This window comes from Halomonas sp. TA22, assembly GCF_013009075.1.
Taxonomy (GTDB): domain Bacteria; phylum Pseudomonadota; class Gammaproteobacteria; order Pseudomonadales; family Halomonadaceae; genus TA22.
The window spans coordinates 717,283-734,417 of sequence record NZ_CP053108.1; the positions used below are offsets into that span (position 1 = coordinate 717,283).

General features: G+C 65.5%; 17 protein-coding genes and 1 pseudogene. 10 read left to right on the top strand and 8 right to left on the bottom strand.

The features are described 5' to 3' along the window. Nucleotides 1-70: 70 nt before the first annotated feature. Both HJD22_RS03235 and HJD22_RS17760 read right to left on the bottom strand, forming a co-directional pair. Nucleotides 71-1,174, bottom strand: coding sequence for a PQQ-dependent sugar dehydrogenase (locus HJD22_RS03235; RefSeq protein ID WP_208654216.1), 1,104 nt, complete (start codon nt 1,172-1,174; stop codon nt 71-73). Then, nucleotides 1,171-1,629 carry a hypothetical protein gene (locus HJD22_RS17760; protein WP_208654217.1) on the bottom strand — a complete coding sequence of 153 codons (459 nt, stop codon included), beginning with the start codon at nt 1,627-1,629 and terminating at the stop codon, nt 1,171-1,173. The genes HJD22_RS03235 and HJD22_RS17760 overlap by 4 nt, the downstream gene beginning before the upstream one ends. A gap of 145 nt (nt 1,630-1,774) precedes the next feature. On the opposite strand from HJD22_RS17760, the gene HJD22_RS03245 reads away from it, so the two are divergent. Continuing rightward, entirely contained in the window at nt 1,775-2,398 is a 624-nt protein-coding gene (locus HJD22_RS03245; RefSeq protein WP_208654218.1) for a hypothetical protein, read from the top strand. On the opposite strand, the gene HJD22_RS03250 is transcribed toward HJD22_RS03245, so the two are convergent. Then, entirely contained in the window at nt 2,395-3,258 is an 864-nt protein-coding gene (locus HJD22_RS03250; RefSeq protein WP_208654219.1) for an ATP-binding protein, read from the bottom strand. The genes HJD22_RS03245 and HJD22_RS03250 overlap by 4 nt on opposite strands. Nucleotides 3,259-3,414: 156 nt before the next feature. Between HJD22_RS03250 and HJD22_RS03255 the strand changes: the two genes are divergently transcribed. Together HJD22_RS03255 and HJD22_RS03260 are read left to right on the top strand one after the other, a co-directional pair. Next, nucleotides 3,415-4,218: a M48 family metallopeptidase gene (locus HJD22_RS03255; protein WP_208654220.1), complete on the top strand. Its 804-nt coding sequence runs from the start codon at nt 3,415-3,417 to the stop codon at nt 4,216-4,218. A gap of 15 nt (nt 4,219-4,233) precedes the next feature. After that, nucleotides 4,234-4,491: a hypothetical protein gene (locus HJD22_RS03260; RefSeq protein ID WP_208654221.1), complete on the top strand. Its 258-nt coding sequence runs from the start codon at nt 4,234-4,236 to the stop codon at nt 4,489-4,491. Between the two features lie 18 nt (nt 4,492-4,509). Here the strand turns inward: HJD22_RS03260 and aroE are convergent, their stop codons facing one another. The 5 genes from aroE to HJD22_RS03285 form a co-directional block, all read right to left on the bottom strand. Beyond that, nucleotides 4,510-5,322 (bottom strand): shikimate dehydrogenase, encoded by an 813-nt coding sequence (gene aroE / locus HJD22_RS03265; protein ID WP_208654222.1) that lies wholly within the window; start codon nt 5,320-5,322, stop codon nt 4,510-4,512. Next, nucleotides 5,319-6,269 (bottom strand): oxygen-dependent coproporphyrinogen oxidase, encoded by a 951-nt coding sequence (gene hemF, locus HJD22_RS03270; RefSeq protein ID WP_208654223.1) that lies wholly within the window; start codon nt 6,267-6,269, stop codon nt 5,319-5,321. The genes aroE and hemF overlap by 4 nt, the downstream gene beginning before the upstream one ends. A gap of 32 nt (nt 6,270-6,301) precedes the next feature. Then, complete coding sequence (locus HJD22_RS03275; protein ID WP_208654224.1) at nt 6,302-6,871, bottom strand: L-threonylcarbamoyladenylate synthase; 570 nt, start codon at nt 6,869-6,871, stop codon at nt 6,302-6,304. Between the two features lie 50 nt (nt 6,872-6,921). Continuing rightward, nucleotides 6,922-8,007, bottom strand: coding sequence for a DNA-processing protein DprA (gene dprA / locus HJD22_RS03280; RefSeq protein WP_208656750.1), 1,086 nt, complete (start codon nt 8,005-8,007; stop codon nt 6,922-6,924). Nucleotides 8,008-8,068: 61 nt separating this feature from the next. Then, nucleotides 8,069-9,166, bottom strand: coding sequence for a LysM peptidoglycan-binding domain-containing protein (locus HJD22_RS03285; RefSeq protein WP_208654225.1), 1,098 nt, complete (start codon nt 9,164-9,166; stop codon nt 8,069-8,071). A gap of 240 nt (nt 9,167-9,406) precedes the next feature. Between HJD22_RS03285 and def the strand changes: the two genes are divergently transcribed. The 7 genes and pseudogenes from def (at nt 9,407) to HJD22_RS03320 (ending at nt 16,967) form a co-directional block, all read left to right on the top strand. Beyond that, the gene (def, locus tag HJD22_RS03290) at nt 9,407-9,919 is read left to right on the top strand and encodes a peptide deformylase (RefSeq protein ID WP_208654226.1); all 513 of its coding nucleotides are present in this window, start codon (nt 9,407-9,409) and stop codon (nt 9,917-9,919) included. A gap of 120 nt (nt 9,920-10,039) precedes the next feature. Continuing rightward, nucleotides 10,040-11,041: a methionyl-tRNA formyltransferase gene (gene fmt / locus HJD22_RS03295; protein ID WP_208654227.1), complete on the top strand. Its 1,002-nt coding sequence runs from the start codon at nt 10,040-10,042 to the stop codon at nt 11,039-11,041. Continuing rightward, complete coding sequence (rsmB, locus tag HJD22_RS03300) at nt 11,038-12,366, top strand: 16S rRNA (cytosine(967)-C(5))-methyltransferase RsmB (RefSeq protein ID WP_208654228.1); 1,329 nt, start codon at nt 11,038-11,040, stop codon at nt 12,364-12,366. Before fmt ends, rsmB begins: the two co-directional genes overlap by 4 nt. Before the next feature lie 122 nt (nt 12,367-12,488). Beyond that, the gene (locus tag HJD22_RS03305) at nt 12,489-12,695 is read left to right on the top strand and encodes a dodecin (protein WP_208654229.1); all 207 of its coding nucleotides are present in this window, start codon (nt 12,489-12,491) and stop codon (nt 12,693-12,695) included. An 87-nt stretch (nt 12,696-12,782) separates the two neighbouring features. After that, nucleotides 12,783-14,159: pseudogene (gene trkA, locus HJD22_RS03310) on the top strand (Trk system potassium transporter TrkA); the annotation flags it as partial. Nucleotides 14,160-14,205: 46 nt separating this feature from the next. Continuing rightward, the gene (locus HJD22_RS03315) at nt 14,206-15,654 is read left to right on the top strand and encodes a TrkH family potassium uptake protein (RefSeq protein WP_208654231.1); all 1,449 of its coding nucleotides are present in this window, start codon (nt 14,206-14,208) and stop codon (nt 15,652-15,654) included. Between the two features lie 68 nt (nt 15,655-15,722). Continuing rightward, on the top strand, nt 15,723-16,967 hold the full coding sequence (locus tag HJD22_RS03320; protein ID WP_208654232.1) for a TraB/GumN family protein: 1,245 nt from the start codon (nt 15,723-15,725) through the stop codon (nt 16,965-16,967). Nucleotides 16,968-17,135: the final 168 nt, after the last annotated feature.

Genomic DNA, 17,135 nt, shown 5'->3' on the forward strand with positions numbered 1-17,135 from the left:
TACGGTTGTGTGCACTTTCGTCTGAACTATCAAGGGCGCCTGACTCAGGCGCCCTTGGCGTATCAAGCGCTTACTCAGGCGCGGGCACCACTCGCAACAGCGCCCCCTCGGCGTGATCGGTGAGCAGGTAGAGGTAGCCGTCAGGGCCGACCCTGACGTCGCGGATACGCGCTCCGAGCTCCTCGAAGAGCATCTGCTGCTCGACTACCTGGCCCTCCTCGCGGATCAAGCGGCGCACCTGCTGACCGGCCAGCGCCGAGACGAACAGATCGCCCTGCCAGTCGGGAAAGGCCTCGCCACGGTAGAGCGCCATCCCCGACGGAGCGATCGAAGGCGTCCAGTGCAACAAGGGCGACACCAGTGACGGCAACTCGCGAAACGGGGTGATTCGCGCTCCGGTGTAGTCGACGCCATGGGTGGTCAGCGGCCAGCCGTAGTTGGCGCCGGGCTCGATTCGATTGAGCTCGTCGCCACCGCGCGGGCCATGTTCGTTGATCAGCAGTTCGTCGCGTTCGGCATCGTAGACGATGCCCTGCACGTTACGATGGCCCAGGCTGTAGAGCTCGGGACGCGCTGTCTCGTCGCCGTGGAAGGGATTGTCCTCCGGCACCCGGCCATCCAGTGTCAGGCGCACCAGGCTGCCCAGATGATTGCCGGTGTTCTGCGCCTCCTCACGATAGTCGAACCCGTCGCCCAAGGTCAGCACCAGGGTATCGTCAGGCAGCAGGGCCAGACGACCGCCATAGTGCGATGCGCCACGCTTGGCGGGCAGTGCGCAGAACAGCACCTCGCCGCCACTCAGACGCTCGCCATTGAAGCGCGCCCGCCCCAGGCAGGTATTGTTGGCGCTCAGGTCGCCATAGGCATAGCTCAGGTAGAGCAGCCCGCTCTCGGCGAAATCCGGCGCCAGCATCACCTCGAACAGCCCCGCCTGGGCCTCGGCGAACACTCTCGGCACCCCGGCCAGCGGTGCCTCGCGCAGCTGGCCTTGACTATCGATCAGGCGCAGTCGCCCAGGGCGCTCGGTTACCAGCATGCCGCCATCGGGAAGGAAGGCCAGCGACCAAGGGTATTCGAGCCCCTCGGCCACGCGCTCGACCCGGTAGTCAGCATGGGCAAGCCCAGTCAATAGCGGCGCCGCCAGCCACAGGCCTAGCGCATGCCAACACCTCATGAACCCCTCCCGACGCGGCAGCAGGTATAGCGGGTATAGAGAAAACCACCCAGCGCAGCACCACCCAACATCGCCAGGGTACCCGCCAGACTGCGCGTCGCGGCAATCAGCGTGGGCATCGGCGCCAGAAGATCGGCGACGACAAATGCCAGCCACAGCCCCAGCGCCGCGGCCAAAGCAAAGCGCATGCCGGCCGGCAGTGGCAGCCAGCGCCGACTCAGCGCCGCCAGCGGTAGCGCACCCGCCAGCGCAACCGCCACCATGGCGGCGTAGAGCGGGGCGAAGCCGACCAGGTCCTGCGCACTGGTGGCCAATCGCATTGCCAGGCTGACCTCGGCCCCCAACGCGGCAATTGCCGCCAGGTTGACCTGTGTCTGGATCAGCGAACCGCTCAAGGTCGTCGTCAGTAGCGCCAACGCAAAACCCAACAGCCTTGTCTTCCATCTCGCCATCATCGGCATTCCTTGGCAAATCGTTGACGGCGGCAGCACGACGCGAAATTACTTGGTAGCCAGCTACACTGCCCCTGAGAATGCGCGCGTCCTGCGACCGCTCCCGGGAGCGCCCCGGCCATTATTCCACGCTCAGGAGTCCGTGATCATGTCGTTTCTCGCTTTTCGTCTGCGCCGCCGCTGGCGCCTGCTGCTGCCCAGCGGCCTGGCCCTGCTGCTCGCTGGTTGCCTGGCGCTACCGCAGACCGGCCTTTTCGCCATGCGCCTGGCGATCACCTCGTTGGGCGTCGAGGAGGTGCGTATCGGCCCTTATCCCATCCGGGCCGGACTCGATACCCGCGATATCACCTCTCTGATCGGCTCTGCCCTGGGTACTGGCAGCCTGCCGATCCAGGCCACGCTAGCCTTGGGACTGGGGCTGCCCAGCGGCATGCCGCCGGTAGAGCTCAATGGCTTCGCCTGGACGCTGAACGTGCCTGATGCAGAGGCGGTCAGCGGACGCTATGAGGAGCGCGTGGCACTGACACCGGGCGACGACGCCGACCTGCGTCTGCCGGTGAGCTTCGATGTGCTCGGCGACCGTCAACGCTTCGCGCCCATGGTGCAGCTGGCAAGCCAACTCGCCAATCGTGGCGAATTGCCGGTGGGCAGCGAACTCTCGATCACCCCCGGCGGCATCCGCGGTCTCGGGGTCAGCCTGCCGGCTGGCCTGTTCATGCCCACCGTGCGTCTCACCGTGGGCGAAAACGGCCAGCTCCAGCCGCAAGGCTAGCCAGACAAGCGCTGCCGGCCAACCCACTGACAGGCGAACTGCCAGGCGGCGCGGCCGCTGCGCCCGCCGCGCAGGGTGGCGAAGCGTATCGCCTCCTCCCGCGCCAGGGCGTGCCAGTCGCTCGCCGCGCCGATTCGCACGACCCAGTGCTCGCACACCTCCAGGTAGGTCGCCTGGTTGAAGGGGTGGAAGGCGAGCCACAGCCCGAAGCGATCCGACAGCGAGATCTTCTCCTCTACCGCATCGCCATGGTGCAGCTCGTCGCCGACCAGCCGGGTGGCCTCGTTGTCCGCCAGCGACTCGGGCAGCAGGTGGCGGCGGTTCGAGGTGACGTAGAGCAGCACGTTCTCGGGGGGGCCGGTCAGGGTGCCGTCGAGCACGCTCTTGAGCGCCTTGTAGGCATCGTCGTTGCCCTCGAAGGAGAGGTCGTCGCAGTAGACGACGAAGCGCTGCGGCGCATCACGCAGCTGCTGCACCAGCAACGGCAGGCCCACCAGGTCGTGACGGTCGACCTGGATCAATCGCAGCCCCTCCCCGGCCAGGGTATTGAGCAGGGCGCGCACCATCGACGACTTGCCACTGCCACGCGCCCCCCACAGCAGCGCGTGGTTGGCCGGCAACCCCTTGAGGAAGGCGCGGGTATTGTCGAGCAGCGCCCGCTTCTGGCGCGCCACTCCCAGCAGGTCATCCAGGGTCAGGGCGTCGCGCACCTGGACAGGCAGCAGTTGCCCGCCCAGCGCATTGCGCTGCCATAACGCGGCGACATCGCTCTCCCAGTCGATGCGCGGCGGCGTCGGCGGCAGCCATGCCTCGGCACGATCGAGTAACTCGAGTAGACGCTGCGACAGCTCGGCATCCATGTTCTCTGCTCCTTGTACTTCGATGATGAGTAGACCGTGGCCGCCTCGTTGATGGTTGACCTCTGACAACATCAGGGTATCTTGTGGCACATTATCCGCTTACGTCCATCGCTCGCCTGACATCGGGCGAGCAACGGGCATGACGAGGCCTTATCCATGCGTTGGACTTCCCGACTCGCCGTTGGCGCACTGTGTCTCTCTCTGGCCGCTTGCGGCAGCTCTCCCACCGGCCGCCAGCAGTTCACTCTCTACTCGGATGAGCAGCTCAATCAGATGGGCCAGCAGGCCTTCGACCAGTATCAGCAGGATCTGACCGTGGTTGGCGGGGCGACTCATCGTTATGCCGAGTGCATCGCCGATGCGCTGGTCGAGGCGCTGCCGGAGCGTTATCGCAACCAGAACTGGCAGATTCGCGTGTTCCAGGATGACTCGGCCAACGCCTTCGCCCTGCCCGGCGGCTACATGGGTGTGCACACTGGCCTGCTCAATATTGCCACCGACCAGGACCAGCTCGCCGCGGTCGTCGGCCACGAGATCGGTCACGTCATGGCCAACCATGCCAACGAGCGCGTCTCGACCCAGTCGGCGACCCAGGCCGGCCTGTCGGTACTCTCCTCGGTCGCCGGCCTGCAGGGCGCACAGAGCGAGCAGATGATGGGGCTGCTCGGTGCCAGCGCCCAATACGGCATCCTGCTGCCCTTCTCGCGTCGTCACGAGAGCGAAGCCGACGTCATCGGCCTGCAGTTGATGGCCGATGCCGGCTTCGACCCCCGGGCCAGCATCACCCTGTGGCAGAACATGCAGTCGGCGAGTGGCGGCCAGCCACCGGCATGGATGTCGACTCACCCGAGCCAGGGCCAGCGCATGGCCGGTCTCGAGGCCAACATGGGTGACGCCCTGGCGCGCTATGAGCAGGCGCGCAGCGCCGGACGCCAGCCCAACTGCCAGCGTCCCGGCTAAGGTGATAGACACCTGATGATGCGCCTGGGCCTGCTACTGCTGGTGACCCCCCTCTTCATGCTGATGGGGGTCTACTTCTGGGAGCTGGGGGATGTGCGCGAGTGCACGCTCTCCGGCGGTTACTGGGACTATTACGAGCGGCGGTGCCGCGACACCCCCCAGCCCTTCGTCTCATGGCTCGAGCGCCATCCGTTGTTGGTCAACGGCGGCATGCTGCTGTCGGTGCTGGGGCTGGTGATGTGCATGGTGGGGCTGTATACCAAGCGGCGCTGATACCAAGTACTGAAAACGTTATAGCGCCTGACGCAGGGCCTCCATCACCGGCGCGGTATCGGGGCGGGCATTTCGCCACTGGAAGAACGACTCGGCGGCCTGCTCGACGAGCATGCCGAGGCCGTCGATACAACGCGCACCGCGCTCGCCGGCCCAGCGCAGGAAGACGGTAGGCTCGGCGCCGTACATCATGTCGTAGGCGGTGGCATGCTCGGCGAACAGCGCGTCGGGCAGTGGCGGAAGATCCCCGGCAAGGCTTGCACTGGTACCGTTGATGACCACGTCGTAGCGGCCGGTCACGGCATCGAAGCCAGCGCCTTGAATGGCCCCCAGGTCGGCGAAGTCCTCCGCCAGCCGCTCGGCCTTTTGCGGCGTGCGATTGACGAGAGTGATACTCGCCGGTCCCTTCTCGAGCAGCGGTTCGAGAATTCCACGCACCGCCCCGCCGGCCCCCAGCACCAGCACACGCCCTCCCGCCAGCGGAACCGCATGCCGCTCGAGATCGCGCACCAAGCCCACGCCATCGGTGGTATCGCCGTAGGTCAGGCCATTCTTGCCCAGCACCAGGGTGTTCACCGCGCCGGCACGTCGGGCGCGGCCGCTGAGGGTATCGCAGAGACGAAACGCCTCCTCCTTGAACGGCACGGTCACGTTGGCGCCATGCCCACCCGAGGCGGCGAAGTTTCGCCAGGCCTCGGTAAAGCCATCCAGCGGCGCCTCGATGGCGCGGTAGTCGATCTCCTGGCGGGTCTGCTCGGCAAAGGCGGCATGGATGGCAGGGGACTTGGAATGCCCTATCGGATGACCAAAGACTGCGTAGCGATCGTTCATGCGCGCTCCTTCCCTGCGCTTGTCTCTCCCTCGAGCTCACCCAGCCAGTCGCGAGGCCTGAGATAGTCGCGGTAGAGGATCTCTTCCGCGCTCTTCGGCTCGGGGGCCCAGCCGTAGTGCCAGGCCGCCAGCGGCGGCATCGACATCAGGATCGACTCGGTGCGCCCGCCACTCTGCAGGCCAAACAAGGTGCCGCGGTCCCACACCAGGTTGAACTCCACGTAGCGGCCGCGCCGGTAGAGCTGGAAATCGCGCTCGCGCTTGCCATAGTCGTCATGGCGGCGGCGCTGGACGATAGGCAGGTAGGCCTCGATGAAGCTGTCGCCGACGGCACGCTGGAAGGCGAAGCAGGGCTCGAAGCCGCCCTCGTTCAGGTCATCGAAGAACAACCCGCCAACGCCCCGGGTCTCGTCGCGATGCTTGAGATAGAAGTACTCGTCGCACCACGCCTTGTAGCGCGGGTAGATCTCGTCACCAAAAGGCGCACAGGCCGCTCGCGCCACCCGGTGCCAGTGCTGTACGTCCTCGAGCACCGGATAGAAGGGAGTCAGGTCGTAGCCGCCCCCGAACCACCATACCGGCGCCTCACCCGACTTCTCGGCGATGAAGAAGCGCACGTTGCCATGACTGGTGGGCACACAGGGATTATGCGGATGCAATACCCAGGAAACGCCTACGGCATGGAAGCTGCGGCCGGCGAGCTCGGGCCGTACGGCCGTTGCCGAAGGCGGTAATCGCTCGCCGAACACATGCGAGAAGTTGACTCCCCCCTTCTCGAACACACCGCCATTTTCGATCACTCGCGAGCGGCCACCGCCACCCTCGGCGCGCTCCCAAGCCTCCTCCTGAAACTCGGCCTGGCCATCTTCGCTGGCCAGCGCTCGACAAAGACGATCCTGAAGATCGAGCAGATAGGTCTTGACCGCTTCGAGATTGGCGTGCGCCACGAGGCCTCCGGTAGATAAGCTGGAAAGAGTATTCAGCAGCGCAGCACGCGTCCGCTGACCAGATCGCGGATGGTGCTGGGGCGCTCGAGCCCGCCAAGCTCTCCCTCGAGAATCGCCGCGAGTTCGCCGCCGAAGCACTCGGCTATATCGTCCGCCGTCATGGCGGGCGCTTCGCCACTGTGGTTGGCCGAAGTCGACACGACCGGCCCCTCGAAGGCGGCACACAGCGCCTGCACGAGAGGATGGTTGCTGACGCGCAGCGCCACACGATCATGACCCCCGCGCACCAGCGGATGGGCGTGGCCGTTATCCGGCACCAGCCAGGTGTTGGGCCCCGGCCAGCTGGCTACCAGCGGCGCGTGCAGCTCGAGGGGCAATCCTTCCAGATAGGGCGCGAACTGGTTGATATCACCGGCGATGAGGATCATGCCCTTGGCCGGATCGCGCTGCTTGAGCCGCAACAGGGCGGTCAGCGCCACATCGTTGCAGGGATCGCAACCCAGGCCCCATACCGCTTCGGTGGGATAGGCGACCACTCCTCCCTGACGCAGGGCCTTGGCGGCAAAGGAGACTGATGCGCTCCTGTTGGCAGGTTCACTCATGCGACACCGTTCGTTCCTGATCGAATGTGGAAATACCGAGTCTAGCATGGCTACCGGGGCAGGCGAATCCAGCCGCCGGCGGCCTGAGTGGCGAGTCCCTCGAGCTCCAGCTCCAGCAGCTGCAGCTGACAGGCGGTGACATCCTGCCCTGTCAACGTGACCAGTGCATCGAGCGGCGTCGGCACATCGCTGAGCCAGCCAAGCATCGGATCGTCGTCATCGCTTCCCGGGACTGCCGGGGCAGCTGACCGAGTCCCGGGTGTTTCCGCCCAATGGCCCAGTTCATCGAGGATGTCGTCGACACAGGTAGTCAGCACGGCACCCTCGCGTATCAGGTTCAGGCAGCCACGCGCCTGGGGATTGTTCAACGAACCGGGCAGCGCGAAGAGCTCGCGATTCTGCTCGATGGCCAGGCGTGCACTGACCAGCGACCCACTCTTCTCGGCTGCCTCGACCACCAGCACACCGAGCGACACACCGGTGACGATACGGTTGCGGCGCGGAAAGAAGGCCGGCCTGGCACGCGTGCCGGGCGGGTGCTCCGAGAGCAGCAAGCCGCCCTCGTCGAGCAGGCGACGGTAGAGCGTGGCATGGCGAGGCGGATAGATGACATCTACACCACAGCCGAGCACGGCGATGCTTCGTCCCCGGGTGTTCAATGCCGCCTCCTGCGCGGCGCCGTCGACCCCCAGCGCCAGGCCGCTGACCACGCACCAGCCGCGCTCGGCAAGCTCACGACCGAAGCGGTGAGCCTGATGAAGCCCCTCGCGACTCGGGCGCCGCGAACCGACGATGGCAAGCGTAGGCAAGGAAAGAGCGGTGAGATCGCCGCTCGCCCATAGCACGCCAGGCGGGTCGGGCAGTTGAGCCAGCAGCGCCGGCCAGGCGGGGTGGTCGGGATGCAGCAGGGTATTGCGTGGATCGGCGGTGAGCCAAGCGTCCAGACCATCGAACAGCGCACCGAAGGGGCTGCGCTGAGGATGATCGAGCCACAATCGCAAGGCGCTGGCGGCCTGTTCGGGTAGGCGTGAGAGCCAGCCGTCGGGCCACACAGGGCATTCGCAGGCCAATCGCGCCAGGCGACGTGCCCCCATGCCTGGTAGCGCGGAGAGCACCAGCCACTGCCTATCGCTCAAGCCAAGGCCGCTCGGCAAAGGATCGGAAAGCAGGTCGGACAGCGTGGTCATGGCCGCTGCCTCAGGGTCGCGCCGGAGACTGGGCCAACCAGCCGCGGCGCTCCGGGTTGTGCACTCTATCGCCTACCGACAGCGTGCGGCTGGCCTGCATGACCAGTGCATAGCTGACCCTATCGTAGCTGCGGAAGACCATCACCATTCCCGCCTCTTCGCCGGGAAGGCGCAGCGACTCGCCAGTGACCGGATCGTTGGTAAGCTCACCGCGCTGCTCGACCGCCAGCACATGACCGGGTGCCAGGCCATCCTGCCGCCCCAGATCCAGCGCCACCACGTCGAGGCGGCCGACGAAGTGTACGCCCCCCGGCACCGAGAGTATCCGGCCCTCGATCTCGCCCTCCGGTGCCCGAGGATGGAACTCGGTGGCAAGCGAAGCCGCCTCGAGCGGCATGACTAGGTCGCCACCGCGCACCTCCTCGCGTGCCGACACCACCTCGAGCAGCGTAATGTCCCCTTCGCCGCGCACCCAGCGGGCCTGACCGATACTCTGCAACTCCAGACCAAGGAACTCGCCGGTGCTGGCATGCTGGTAGCGCTCCCCCTCGCGATACACCCCCAGCAGGCCGCTATCGGCGATCTCGCCGCGGGCATAGAGCCTGTCGCCCGCACCACTGATCAGGCGCCGGTCGTCGCCCGCCACCACATAGGCGAGATCGGCGGCCTGGGCGGGATCATCGAGAATTCGATGGGCGGCCAGGAAGGTTTGCACCGACTCCAGCGGCAGCGGTGGGATCGCCTCGCGACGTGGCGTGCGTCTCACTTCGGGGGAGAGGCGCACCACCCCCTGCCCCCGCTCGAGCCCCAGGCGCGGCTGGCCATCCTGATAGTAGAGATAGACCGTATCGCCCGGATAGATCAGGTGGGGATTGCTGATCTGCGGATTGACCTGCCAGACCTGCGGCCACTGCCAGGGGTGAAGAAGAAAGCGCCCAGCAATATCCCATAGCGTGTCGCCGCTCACCACGCTGTAGCGACGGGGGGCGTCATCTCGCAGCCCGCTCTGCGCCAGGCTTGCACCGCTCATCGCCAGGCATAGACCGGCCACCAACCAGGCAAGCCCAACCCCGACCCAGCGCCGCGAACGGGCTGTGGTGATTCTCATGTTCGTACTCCTGCGCACCATGCCGTTATTATCGCCTCTGGTTGTTATCGACACCTGTCGCGTTCGATGAAGGGTCGAGCAGCGTAAACGCTGACGTTATCGAGGCGTTTAATTTTCCAAGACTTTGATAGTCGAATCCTATCATGCCGCGTAAAATAGTCGGCAGTATCGTTGTCCGTTAAGGCCCTCTACACTAGGGGTCATATTTCCCGAATACAGCATAACGGTGATTTCAACGCCATGGCCAAGTTACCCATTCTCGAATTTCCGGACGAGCGCCTGCGCACCAAGGCCGTCCCGGTCTCCGAGGTCGATGACGAGGTACGTCGACTGGTCGACGACATGCTCGAAACCATGTACGACGCACGAGGGATTGGCCTGGCCGCGACCCAGGTCGACGTGCATCGCCGCATCGTGGTGATGGATGTCAGCGACGGCCAGGGGGAGCCTCGGGTAATGATCAATCCCGAATATACGCCGCTTGGCGACGAACGCGAACCCCTGCAGGAGGGGTGCCTGTCGATCCCTGAATACTATGCCGAGGTGCCCCGCGCTCTGCGCGTCCATCTCAAGGCGCTCGACCGCGACGGCAATCCCTACGAACTCGAGGCCGACGGCCTGCTCGCCCACTGCATTCAGCATGAGTACGATCACCTCGAAGGGGTGCTGTTCGTCGATTACCTCTCGCCGCTCAAGCGTGATCGAGTACTCAAGAAGATGCAGAAGCGCCACCGGATGATGCAGGACAACTGACATTGCTCGCCTTGGCGCGAAGGCCGGCATCGGGCACATCCGGGCCGGCCTTCGCCGTTTGCAGCCACAATCCGCTATCATGATGTCATTGATGAAAGTGACTTAGCCAAGGCTCATTCCATGACCCAACCCCTGCGCGTCATCTTTGCCGGTACGCCAGACTTCGCAGCCGCAAGTCTTCAGACGCTGCTCGCCAGCACGCACCGCGTCGTGGCCGTCTATACCCAGCCCGACCGCCCCGCCGGGCGCGGGCGCAAGCTCACTCCAAGTCCGGTCAAGACGCTGGCCCTCGCCCATGGGTTGCCCGTCCATCAGCCGGTAACACTCAAGAGTACCGAGGCCCAGGCGCAGCTTGCCGCCCACGACGCCGATATCATGGTGGTGGTGGCCTACGGTCTGCTGCTGCCCCAGGTGGTGCTCGACACGCCTCGGCTGGGCTGTCTCAACGTGCATGCCTCGCTGCTGCCGCGCTGGCGCGGTGCCGCGCCCATACAACGCGCCATCGAGGCGGGCGACAGCGAGAGCGGCGTGACCATCATGCAGATGGATGCAGGGCTCGATACTGGCGCGATGCTGCTCGAGCGGCGTACACCGATCACCGCTACCACTACCGGCGGCGAACTTCACGACATACTGGCCACGCTCGGTGGCGAAGCGATCGTGACCGCGCTCGATGGCCTGGCCGGATCGGGCCTCACGGCCACGCCGCAGCCAGAAAGCGGCGTCACCTACGCAGCCAAGCTCTCCAAGGCCGAGGCCGAACTCGACTTCACCCGGCCGGCAAGCGAGCTTGCCGCGCACATCCGCGCCTTCAACCCCTGGCCGGTGGCCTGGACGCTGCTGGAGGGTGAACCGCTACGACTGTGGTTCGCCGAGTGCGGCGATCGCCTGCCCGACGACCCCACCGAAACGCCGCCCGGCATGCTGCTGCCCACGTCGGGGGGTGCGTTGCGCATCGCCTGCGGTGAAGAGGGACGCGATATCTTGCGGGTGACGCGCGCCCAGCTGCCTGGCGGCAAGCCGCTCGACGCGCGCGACCTGCTCAATGCTCGGGGCGAGCGATTTGCCGCGCTGACACGCCTGGGCGAGCCCAAGGCATCATCACAGGAGCCGAGTGCATGAATGACACGTTTCAAGCCCCCGCCAATGGCCAGGCCGTGCGTGCTGCCGCCGCTCGTGGCCTGATCCCGGTACTGACCAGCCAGGGCTCGCTTGCACGCCTCGACGAGCAGCAGGTGAGCGCACGCGACCGTGCCTTTCTGCGCGCCCTCTGCTATGGGGTATGCCGTACGCTGCCACGCCTCGAGGCCCTCACCGGCGAGCTGCTGCGCAGCCCCTTCAAGTCACGCGACCGCGACGTTCACGCCCTGCTGCTGCTCGGCATCTATCAGCTGCTCTATCTACGCGTGCCGGCGCATGCCGCGGTGGGCGAGACCGCAGGTGCCGCGCGCCTGCTCGACAAGCCGTGGGCCACGGCGGTCATCAATGGCTGTCTGCGCCGTCTGCAGCGTGAAAGCAGCGCCCTGCAGGAGAAAGTCGACCGTGACCCCTGCGTGGCGCTATTGCATCCGGCCTGGTGGCTCAAGCTGCTGCGTCAGGCATGGCCCGACGACTGGCGCGAGATTGCCATCGCCAACAACCAGCCGGGCCCCATGACGCTGCGTATCAACCGCCGGCATGGCGATCGCGAACGCTACCGCGAGCGATTGGCCGAGAGCGGACTGGGCTGCCAACTCTGCCAGCACGCTCCGGATGGCCTGACCCTGGAGGAGCCGTGCGACGTACGCTCTCTGCCGGGCTTCGCCGAGGGCGAGATCAGCGTCCAGGACGAAGCCGCCCAACTCGCCGTGGAACTGTTGGGGCCGGCACTGGCACCCCGCCCCGGTGCCCGGGTGCTCGACGCCTGCTGTGCGCCGGGCGGCAAGACGGCGCATCTGCTGGAGGTCTTCGAGATCTCCCTTACCGCACTGGACAGCGATGCAGCCCGTCTTGAGCGGGTTACCGAGACGCTCAACCGCCTGGGCCTCGATGCCACGCTCAAGCATGCCGATGCCAGCGGCCTCGAGTGGTGGGACCGGGCGCCCTTCGATGCGATCCTGCTCGACGCGCCCTGCTCGGGGAGCGGCGTGATTCGCCGTCACCCCGACATCAAGCGCCTGCGTCGTCCCGAAGATATTCGTCATCTGGCCAGCCTGCAGGCCGACCTGCTCGACACGCTATGGCAGACACTGGCCCCGGGCGGCACCCTGCTCTACGCCACCTGTTCAGTACTCCCGGCGGAGAACACCGAGCAGGTCGAGGCCTTCCTGGCGCGCACCCCGGATGCCCGCGTGACCACGCCTGAGGATGTCGCCTGGGGCCGGACCGCGGGGGCCGGACGCCAACTGCTGCCACGTGAGGGGGGGCATGACGGCTTCTTCTACGCACGACTGGAGAAGCAGGCGTAACGGCAAGTGCCTCACCAGGCGTGACTTGCAAGGTCGGCGGTATTGAGCCCTATACTGGAGAGGCTACCGGAGGAGATGACCCGGCAGCCGGAGCTTTCATTTTTTCAGGCAAGGAGCCATTCATGTCCGACCACGTCTACAAGCATATCGAATTGACCGGATCCTCTCCCAACGGCATTGAGGCCGCCGTCGCCCAGGCGCTCGGACGCGCCAACCAAACCCTGCACGACATGCGCTGGTTCGAGGTCACCGATACCCGTGGCCATATCGAGCATGGTCGGGTCGCCCACTGGCAGGTCACCGTCAAAGTTGGCTTCACCCTCGATTGACCCTCGGTGCCGTCCTTGACGGCACCCGCCTGTCCATCGTCAATGGCGTGGTTTATGCTGTGCGCACCTACGTAATGGAATGCGTGCGGCATGAAGATCATCATTCTCGGCGCCGGACAGGTCGGCGGTACGCTTGCCGAACATCTGGCCCACGAAGAGAACGACATCACCGTGGTGGATACCGACGGCAAGCGGCTGCGCGAGCTGCACAATCGCCTCGACATCCGTACCGTCTCGGGCCCGGCCTCCTATCCGATGATCCTGCGCCAGGCCGGCGGCGAAGATGCCGACATGTTGATCGCCGTGACCAACTCCGATGAAGTCAACATGATCGCCTGCCAGGTCGCCCACACGCTGTTTCGTACCCCGACCAAGATCGCCCGGGTACGCGCCAACGCCTACCTGACCCGCAAGGGTCTCTTTGCCCACGACGCCGTGCCGATCGACGTGCTGATCAGCCCCGAGCAGGTCGTCACCGACCATATCCGCCGCCTGATCGAATACCCCGGCGCCCTGCAGGTGCTGGAGTTCGCCGGAGGCCAGGCGCAGCTGGTCGCCGTCAAAGCATTCTACGGCGGGCCGCTGGTGGGCCAGGAGCTCGGCTTCCTGCGCCGCCACATGCCCAACGTGGATACCCGGGTGGCCGCCATCTACCGGCGCAATCGTCCGATCATCCCGCGCGGCGACACGGTGATCGAGGCCGACGACGAGGTATTTTTCATCGCCGCCCGCCGCGACATCCGCGCGGTGATGAGCGAACTGCGGCGCCTCGACCGCGACTTCCGTCGAGTGGTGATCGCCGGCGGCGGCAACATCGGCGAACGGCTGGCCGAAAATCTCGAGCATAGCCATCAGGTCAAGATCATCGAGCATAACCTCGACCGCTGTACGACGCTCTCCGAGCGCCTCGACCGCACCGTGGTGCTGCATGGCAGTGCCACCAGCAAGCAGCTGCTGCTGGAGGAGAACATTGAGGATTGTGACATCTTCTGCGCGCTGACCAACGACGACGAGGTCAACATCATGTCGTCGATGCTGGCCAAGCGGCTCGGCGCCAAGAAAGTGCTGACGCTGATCAACAATGCCGCCTACGTCGACCTGGTACAGGGCGGCGAGATCGATATCGCCATCTCCCCCCAGCAGGCCACCATCGGTAGCCTGCTGACTCACGTACGGCGCGGCGACATCGTCAACGTGCACTCGCTGCGGCGCGGTGCCGCCGAGGCGATCGAAGCGATCGCCCACGGCGACTCGCGCTCCTCCAAGGTGGTGGGACGCACCGTCGACGAGATCGACTTGCCCAACGGCACCACCATCGGCGCCGTGATACGCGGCAAGGAGGTACTGATCGCCCACGATGATGTGGTCGTGGAATCGGGCGATCATGTCATCCTGTTCGTGATCGACAAGCGCCGTATCCGCGAGGTGGAGCGTCTTTTCCAGGTTGGCCTGACCTTCTTCTGATGGCGGTGTCATGCATATCGACTACTGAGGCAAGGAACGCACCGCCATGAGCCTGCGCGTGATCTTTCGCATTCTGGGCATACTGCTGATGCTGTTCAGCCTGTCCATGGTGCCGCCGATGCTGATCGCCCTGCTGTTCAGGGATGGCATGTGGAGCGGCTTCGTCATCGCCATGGCCATCACCCTGGCGACCGGCGCGCTGCTCTACTGGCTCAATCGCCATGTACGCAAGGAGCTGCGTACCCGCGACGGCTTTCTGATCGCCGCACTGTTCTGGACGGTGCTCGGCCTGTTCGGCGCCCTGCCGCTGATGATGGATGGACCCTATGCACTGTCGCCCACCGACGCGGTATTCGAATCCTTCTCCGGGCTGACCACCACCGGCGCCTCGGTCATCACCGGCATCGACTTCCTGCCCGAGAGCCTGCGCTACTACCGCCAGCAGCTGCAGTGGCTCGGTGGTATGGGGATCGTGGTACTGGCGGTGGCGATCCTGCCGACGCTGGGGGTCGGCGGGATGGCGCTCTATCGCACCGAGATCCCAGGCCCGCTCAAGGACTCCAAGCTGACTCCGCGCATCACCGAGACCGCCAAGGCGCTGTGGTATATCTACGCCAGCCTGACGGTGACCTGTATCGCGGCGTACTGGCTGGCGGGGATGGACTGGTTCGATGCCATCGGACACGGCTTCTCGACGGTGGCCCTCGGCGGTTTCTCGACCTATGACGAGAGTATCGGTCACTTCGACAGCGCCCTCATCGAGATGATCTGCATCGTGTTCATGATCATCTCGGCGATCAGCTATAGCCTGCACTTCGCCGCCTGGCGCGAGAAGCGGCTCTCCCAGTACCTGAACGATCCGGAAGCGCGCTTCCTGCTGCTCTTCCTCGCCGGCCTCTCCGTGGTCACCGTCATCAGCCTATGGCTGACCGCCACCTATGGTGACGTTCTGGGGCTGCGTCACGGCCTGTTCCAGGTGGTCTCGATCGCCACCACTGCTGGCTTCGGCGTGGCCGAGTTCTCTGCCTGGCCCGGCGCCCTACCATTTCTGCTGTTCGTCGCGGCCTTCGTCGGCGGCTGTTCGGGCTCCACCGGGGGCGGCATGAAGGTGATCCGCATCATCCTGATCTTCAAGCAGGGCATGCGCGAAGTGATGCGTCTGATCCATCCAAGCGCGGTGATCGCCGTCAAGGTCGGCAAGGTGAGCGTGCCGGATGGCATCGCCCAGGCGGTATGGGGCTTCTTCTCCGTCTACGTGATGCTGTTCTTCCTGATGCTGATCGGGGTCATGGCTACCGGGGTGGATCAGGTGACCGCCTGGTCCACGGTGGCCTCGGCACTCAACAACCTGGGGCCGGCGCTGGGCGAAGCCTCCAGCCACTATGGTGACATGCCGACCCTCTCCAAGTGGATACTGGTCATGGCCATGCTGCTCGGACGGCTGGAGATCTTCACCATGCTGGTACTGTTCACCCCCGCCTTCTGGCGAAGATAGGCCCGCGGTTTGGCGTGGCGGGCGGCATCGTGGATAATCCTTCGATCATCCCGTGACAGCGAGCGTTCATGACCCACTCCCAGGACATCACCGCCAGCGCACCCGAGCCTGCGGCTCCGCCCTCCGGTGGGCCGCGCCAGACCGTGCGGATCGGCGACACCCGCTACACCCTGCTGGGAACCGCCCACGTCTCGGCCGAAAGCGCCAATGAGGTGCGTGACCTGATTCGCTCCGGTGAATACGATGCGGTGGCCATCGAGCTGTGCGCCTCGCGCCATCAGAGCCTGATCGAGCCCAACGCCCTGGCCACCCAGGATCTGTTCGAGGTGTTCCGCCAGGGCAAGGCCGGCATGGTCGCCGCGAGCCTGGCACTGGGCGCCTTCCAACAGCGCGTCGCCGAGCAGTCGGGCATCGAGCCGGGGGCCGAGATGCGCGCCGCGTTGGAGGAGAGCCAAGCGGCCGGCCTGCCGCTGCTGCTGATCGACCGCGATGTCGGTGTCACGCTCAAGCGCATCTATGCCAATGTCCCCTGGTGGCAGCGCTTCAGCCTGTTCACCGGCCTGCTCGGTAGCGTCATGTCGCGCCAAGAGGTCTCCGCTGCGGATATCGAGCGTCTCAAGGAGGGCGACGTGCTGGAGTCGACCTTCAACGAATTCGCCGAGCAGTCCGAAACCCTCTATGTGCCCCTGATCAGCGAGCGCGACCGCTACATGACGCTGCGCCTTGGCGAGGAGAGCCCGCCGGGACGTTACCGTCATGTGCTGGTGGTAATCGGCGCCGGCCACCTCAAGGGCATGGCCGAGCATCTACACACCCCGCTACCCGCCGAGCCGCGCACCGAGCGCGAAACGCTGGAAGCGTCGCCACCACCCTCAAAGCTCTGGAAGATCTTGCCTTGGGCGATTACCGCCCTGGTGCTGATCGGCTTCGGCATCGGCTTCTCGCGCAACACCGATCTGGGCTGGCAACTGGTGATCGAGTGGTTCCTGATCAATGGCGTGCTGTCGGCGGCAGGCACCATCATCGCCCTGGCCCACCCGATCACCGTGGTGGCGACCTTCTTCGCCGCCCCGCTGACCTCGCTCAACCCCACCATCGGGGCCGGCTTCGTTGCCGCCGGGGTGGAGCTGTTCATGCGCAAGCCCAAGGTCAGCGACTTCTCGCAGCTACGCCATGACGTCATCTCGCCGCGTGGCTGGTGGCGTAACCGGGTATCGCGCACCCTGCTGGTCTTCATGCTGGCGACCGCCGGCTCGGCGATCGGCACCTGGGTGGCGGGGTTCCGTATCGCCGGGGCGCTGCTGGGCAACTAGCCTCAGCGGCTCGCGGTGCCTGCGGCCGTCGCCAGTACATGGCGACGGCCGCTCTCTTACGATCGATTAACATTTTCGCGCTACTCCTGCCTCTGCCTGATCTCTCCCCGCCACAGTAGCGCCATCACGGTGCATGAGCGGGATTGTGAGCCCTCTGCCAAAACGATA

Coding starts and splice junctions, on each gene's coding strand:
- HJD22_RS03235 (WP_208654216.1), bottom strand. CDS start 1,174: ATGAGGTGTTGGCATGCGCTAGGCCTGTGGCTGGCGGCGCCGCTATTG.
- HJD22_RS17760 (WP_208654217.1), bottom strand. CDS start 1,629: ATGATGGCGAGATGGAAGACAAGGCTGTTGGGTTTTGCGTTGGCGCTA.
- HJD22_RS03245 (WP_208654218.1), top strand. CDS start 1,775: ATGTCGTTTCTCGCTTTTCGTCTGCGCCGCCGCTGGCGCCTGCTGCTG.
- HJD22_RS03250 (WP_208654219.1), bottom strand. CDS start 3,258: ATGGATGCCGAGCTGTCGCAGCGTCTACTCGAGTTACTCGATCGTGCC.
- HJD22_RS03255 (WP_208654220.1), top strand. CDS start 3,415: ATGCGTTGGACTTCCCGACTCGCCGTTGGCGCACTGTGTCTCTCTCTG.
- HJD22_RS03260 (WP_208654221.1), top strand. CDS start 4,234: ATGATGCGCCTGGGCCTGCTACTGCTGGTGACCCCCCTCTTCATGCTG.
- aroE (WP_208654222.1), bottom strand. CDS start 5,322: ATGAACGATCGCTACGCAGTCTTTGGTCATCCGATAGGGCATTCCAAG.
- HJD22_RS03275 (WP_208654224.1), bottom strand. CDS start 6,871: ATGAGTGAACCTGCCAACAGGAGCGCATCAGTCTCCTTTGCCGCCAAG.
- HJD22_RS03285 (WP_208654225.1), bottom strand. CDS start 9,166: ATGAGAATCACCACAGCCCGTTCGCGGCGCTGGGTCGGGGTTGGGCTT.
- def (WP_208654226.1), top strand. CDS start 9,407: ATGGCCAAGTTACCCATTCTCGAATTTCCGGACGAGCGCCTGCGCACC.
- fmt (WP_208654227.1), top strand. CDS start 10,040: ATGACCCAACCCCTGCGCGTCATCTTTGCCGGTACGCCAGACTTCGCA.
- rsmB (WP_208654228.1), top strand. CDS start 11,038: ATGAATGACACGTTTCAAGCCCCCGCCAATGGCCAGGCCGTGCGTGCT.
- HJD22_RS03305 (WP_208654229.1), top strand. CDS start 12,489: ATGTCCGACCACGTCTACAAGCATATCGAATTGACCGGATCCTCTCCC.
- HJD22_RS03315 (WP_208654231.1), top strand. CDS start 14,206: ATGAGCCTGCGCGTGATCTTTCGCATTCTGGGCATACTGCTGATGCTG.
- HJD22_RS03320 (WP_208654232.1), top strand. CDS start 15,723: ATGACCCACTCCCAGGACATCACCGCCAGCGCACCCGAGCCTGCGGCT.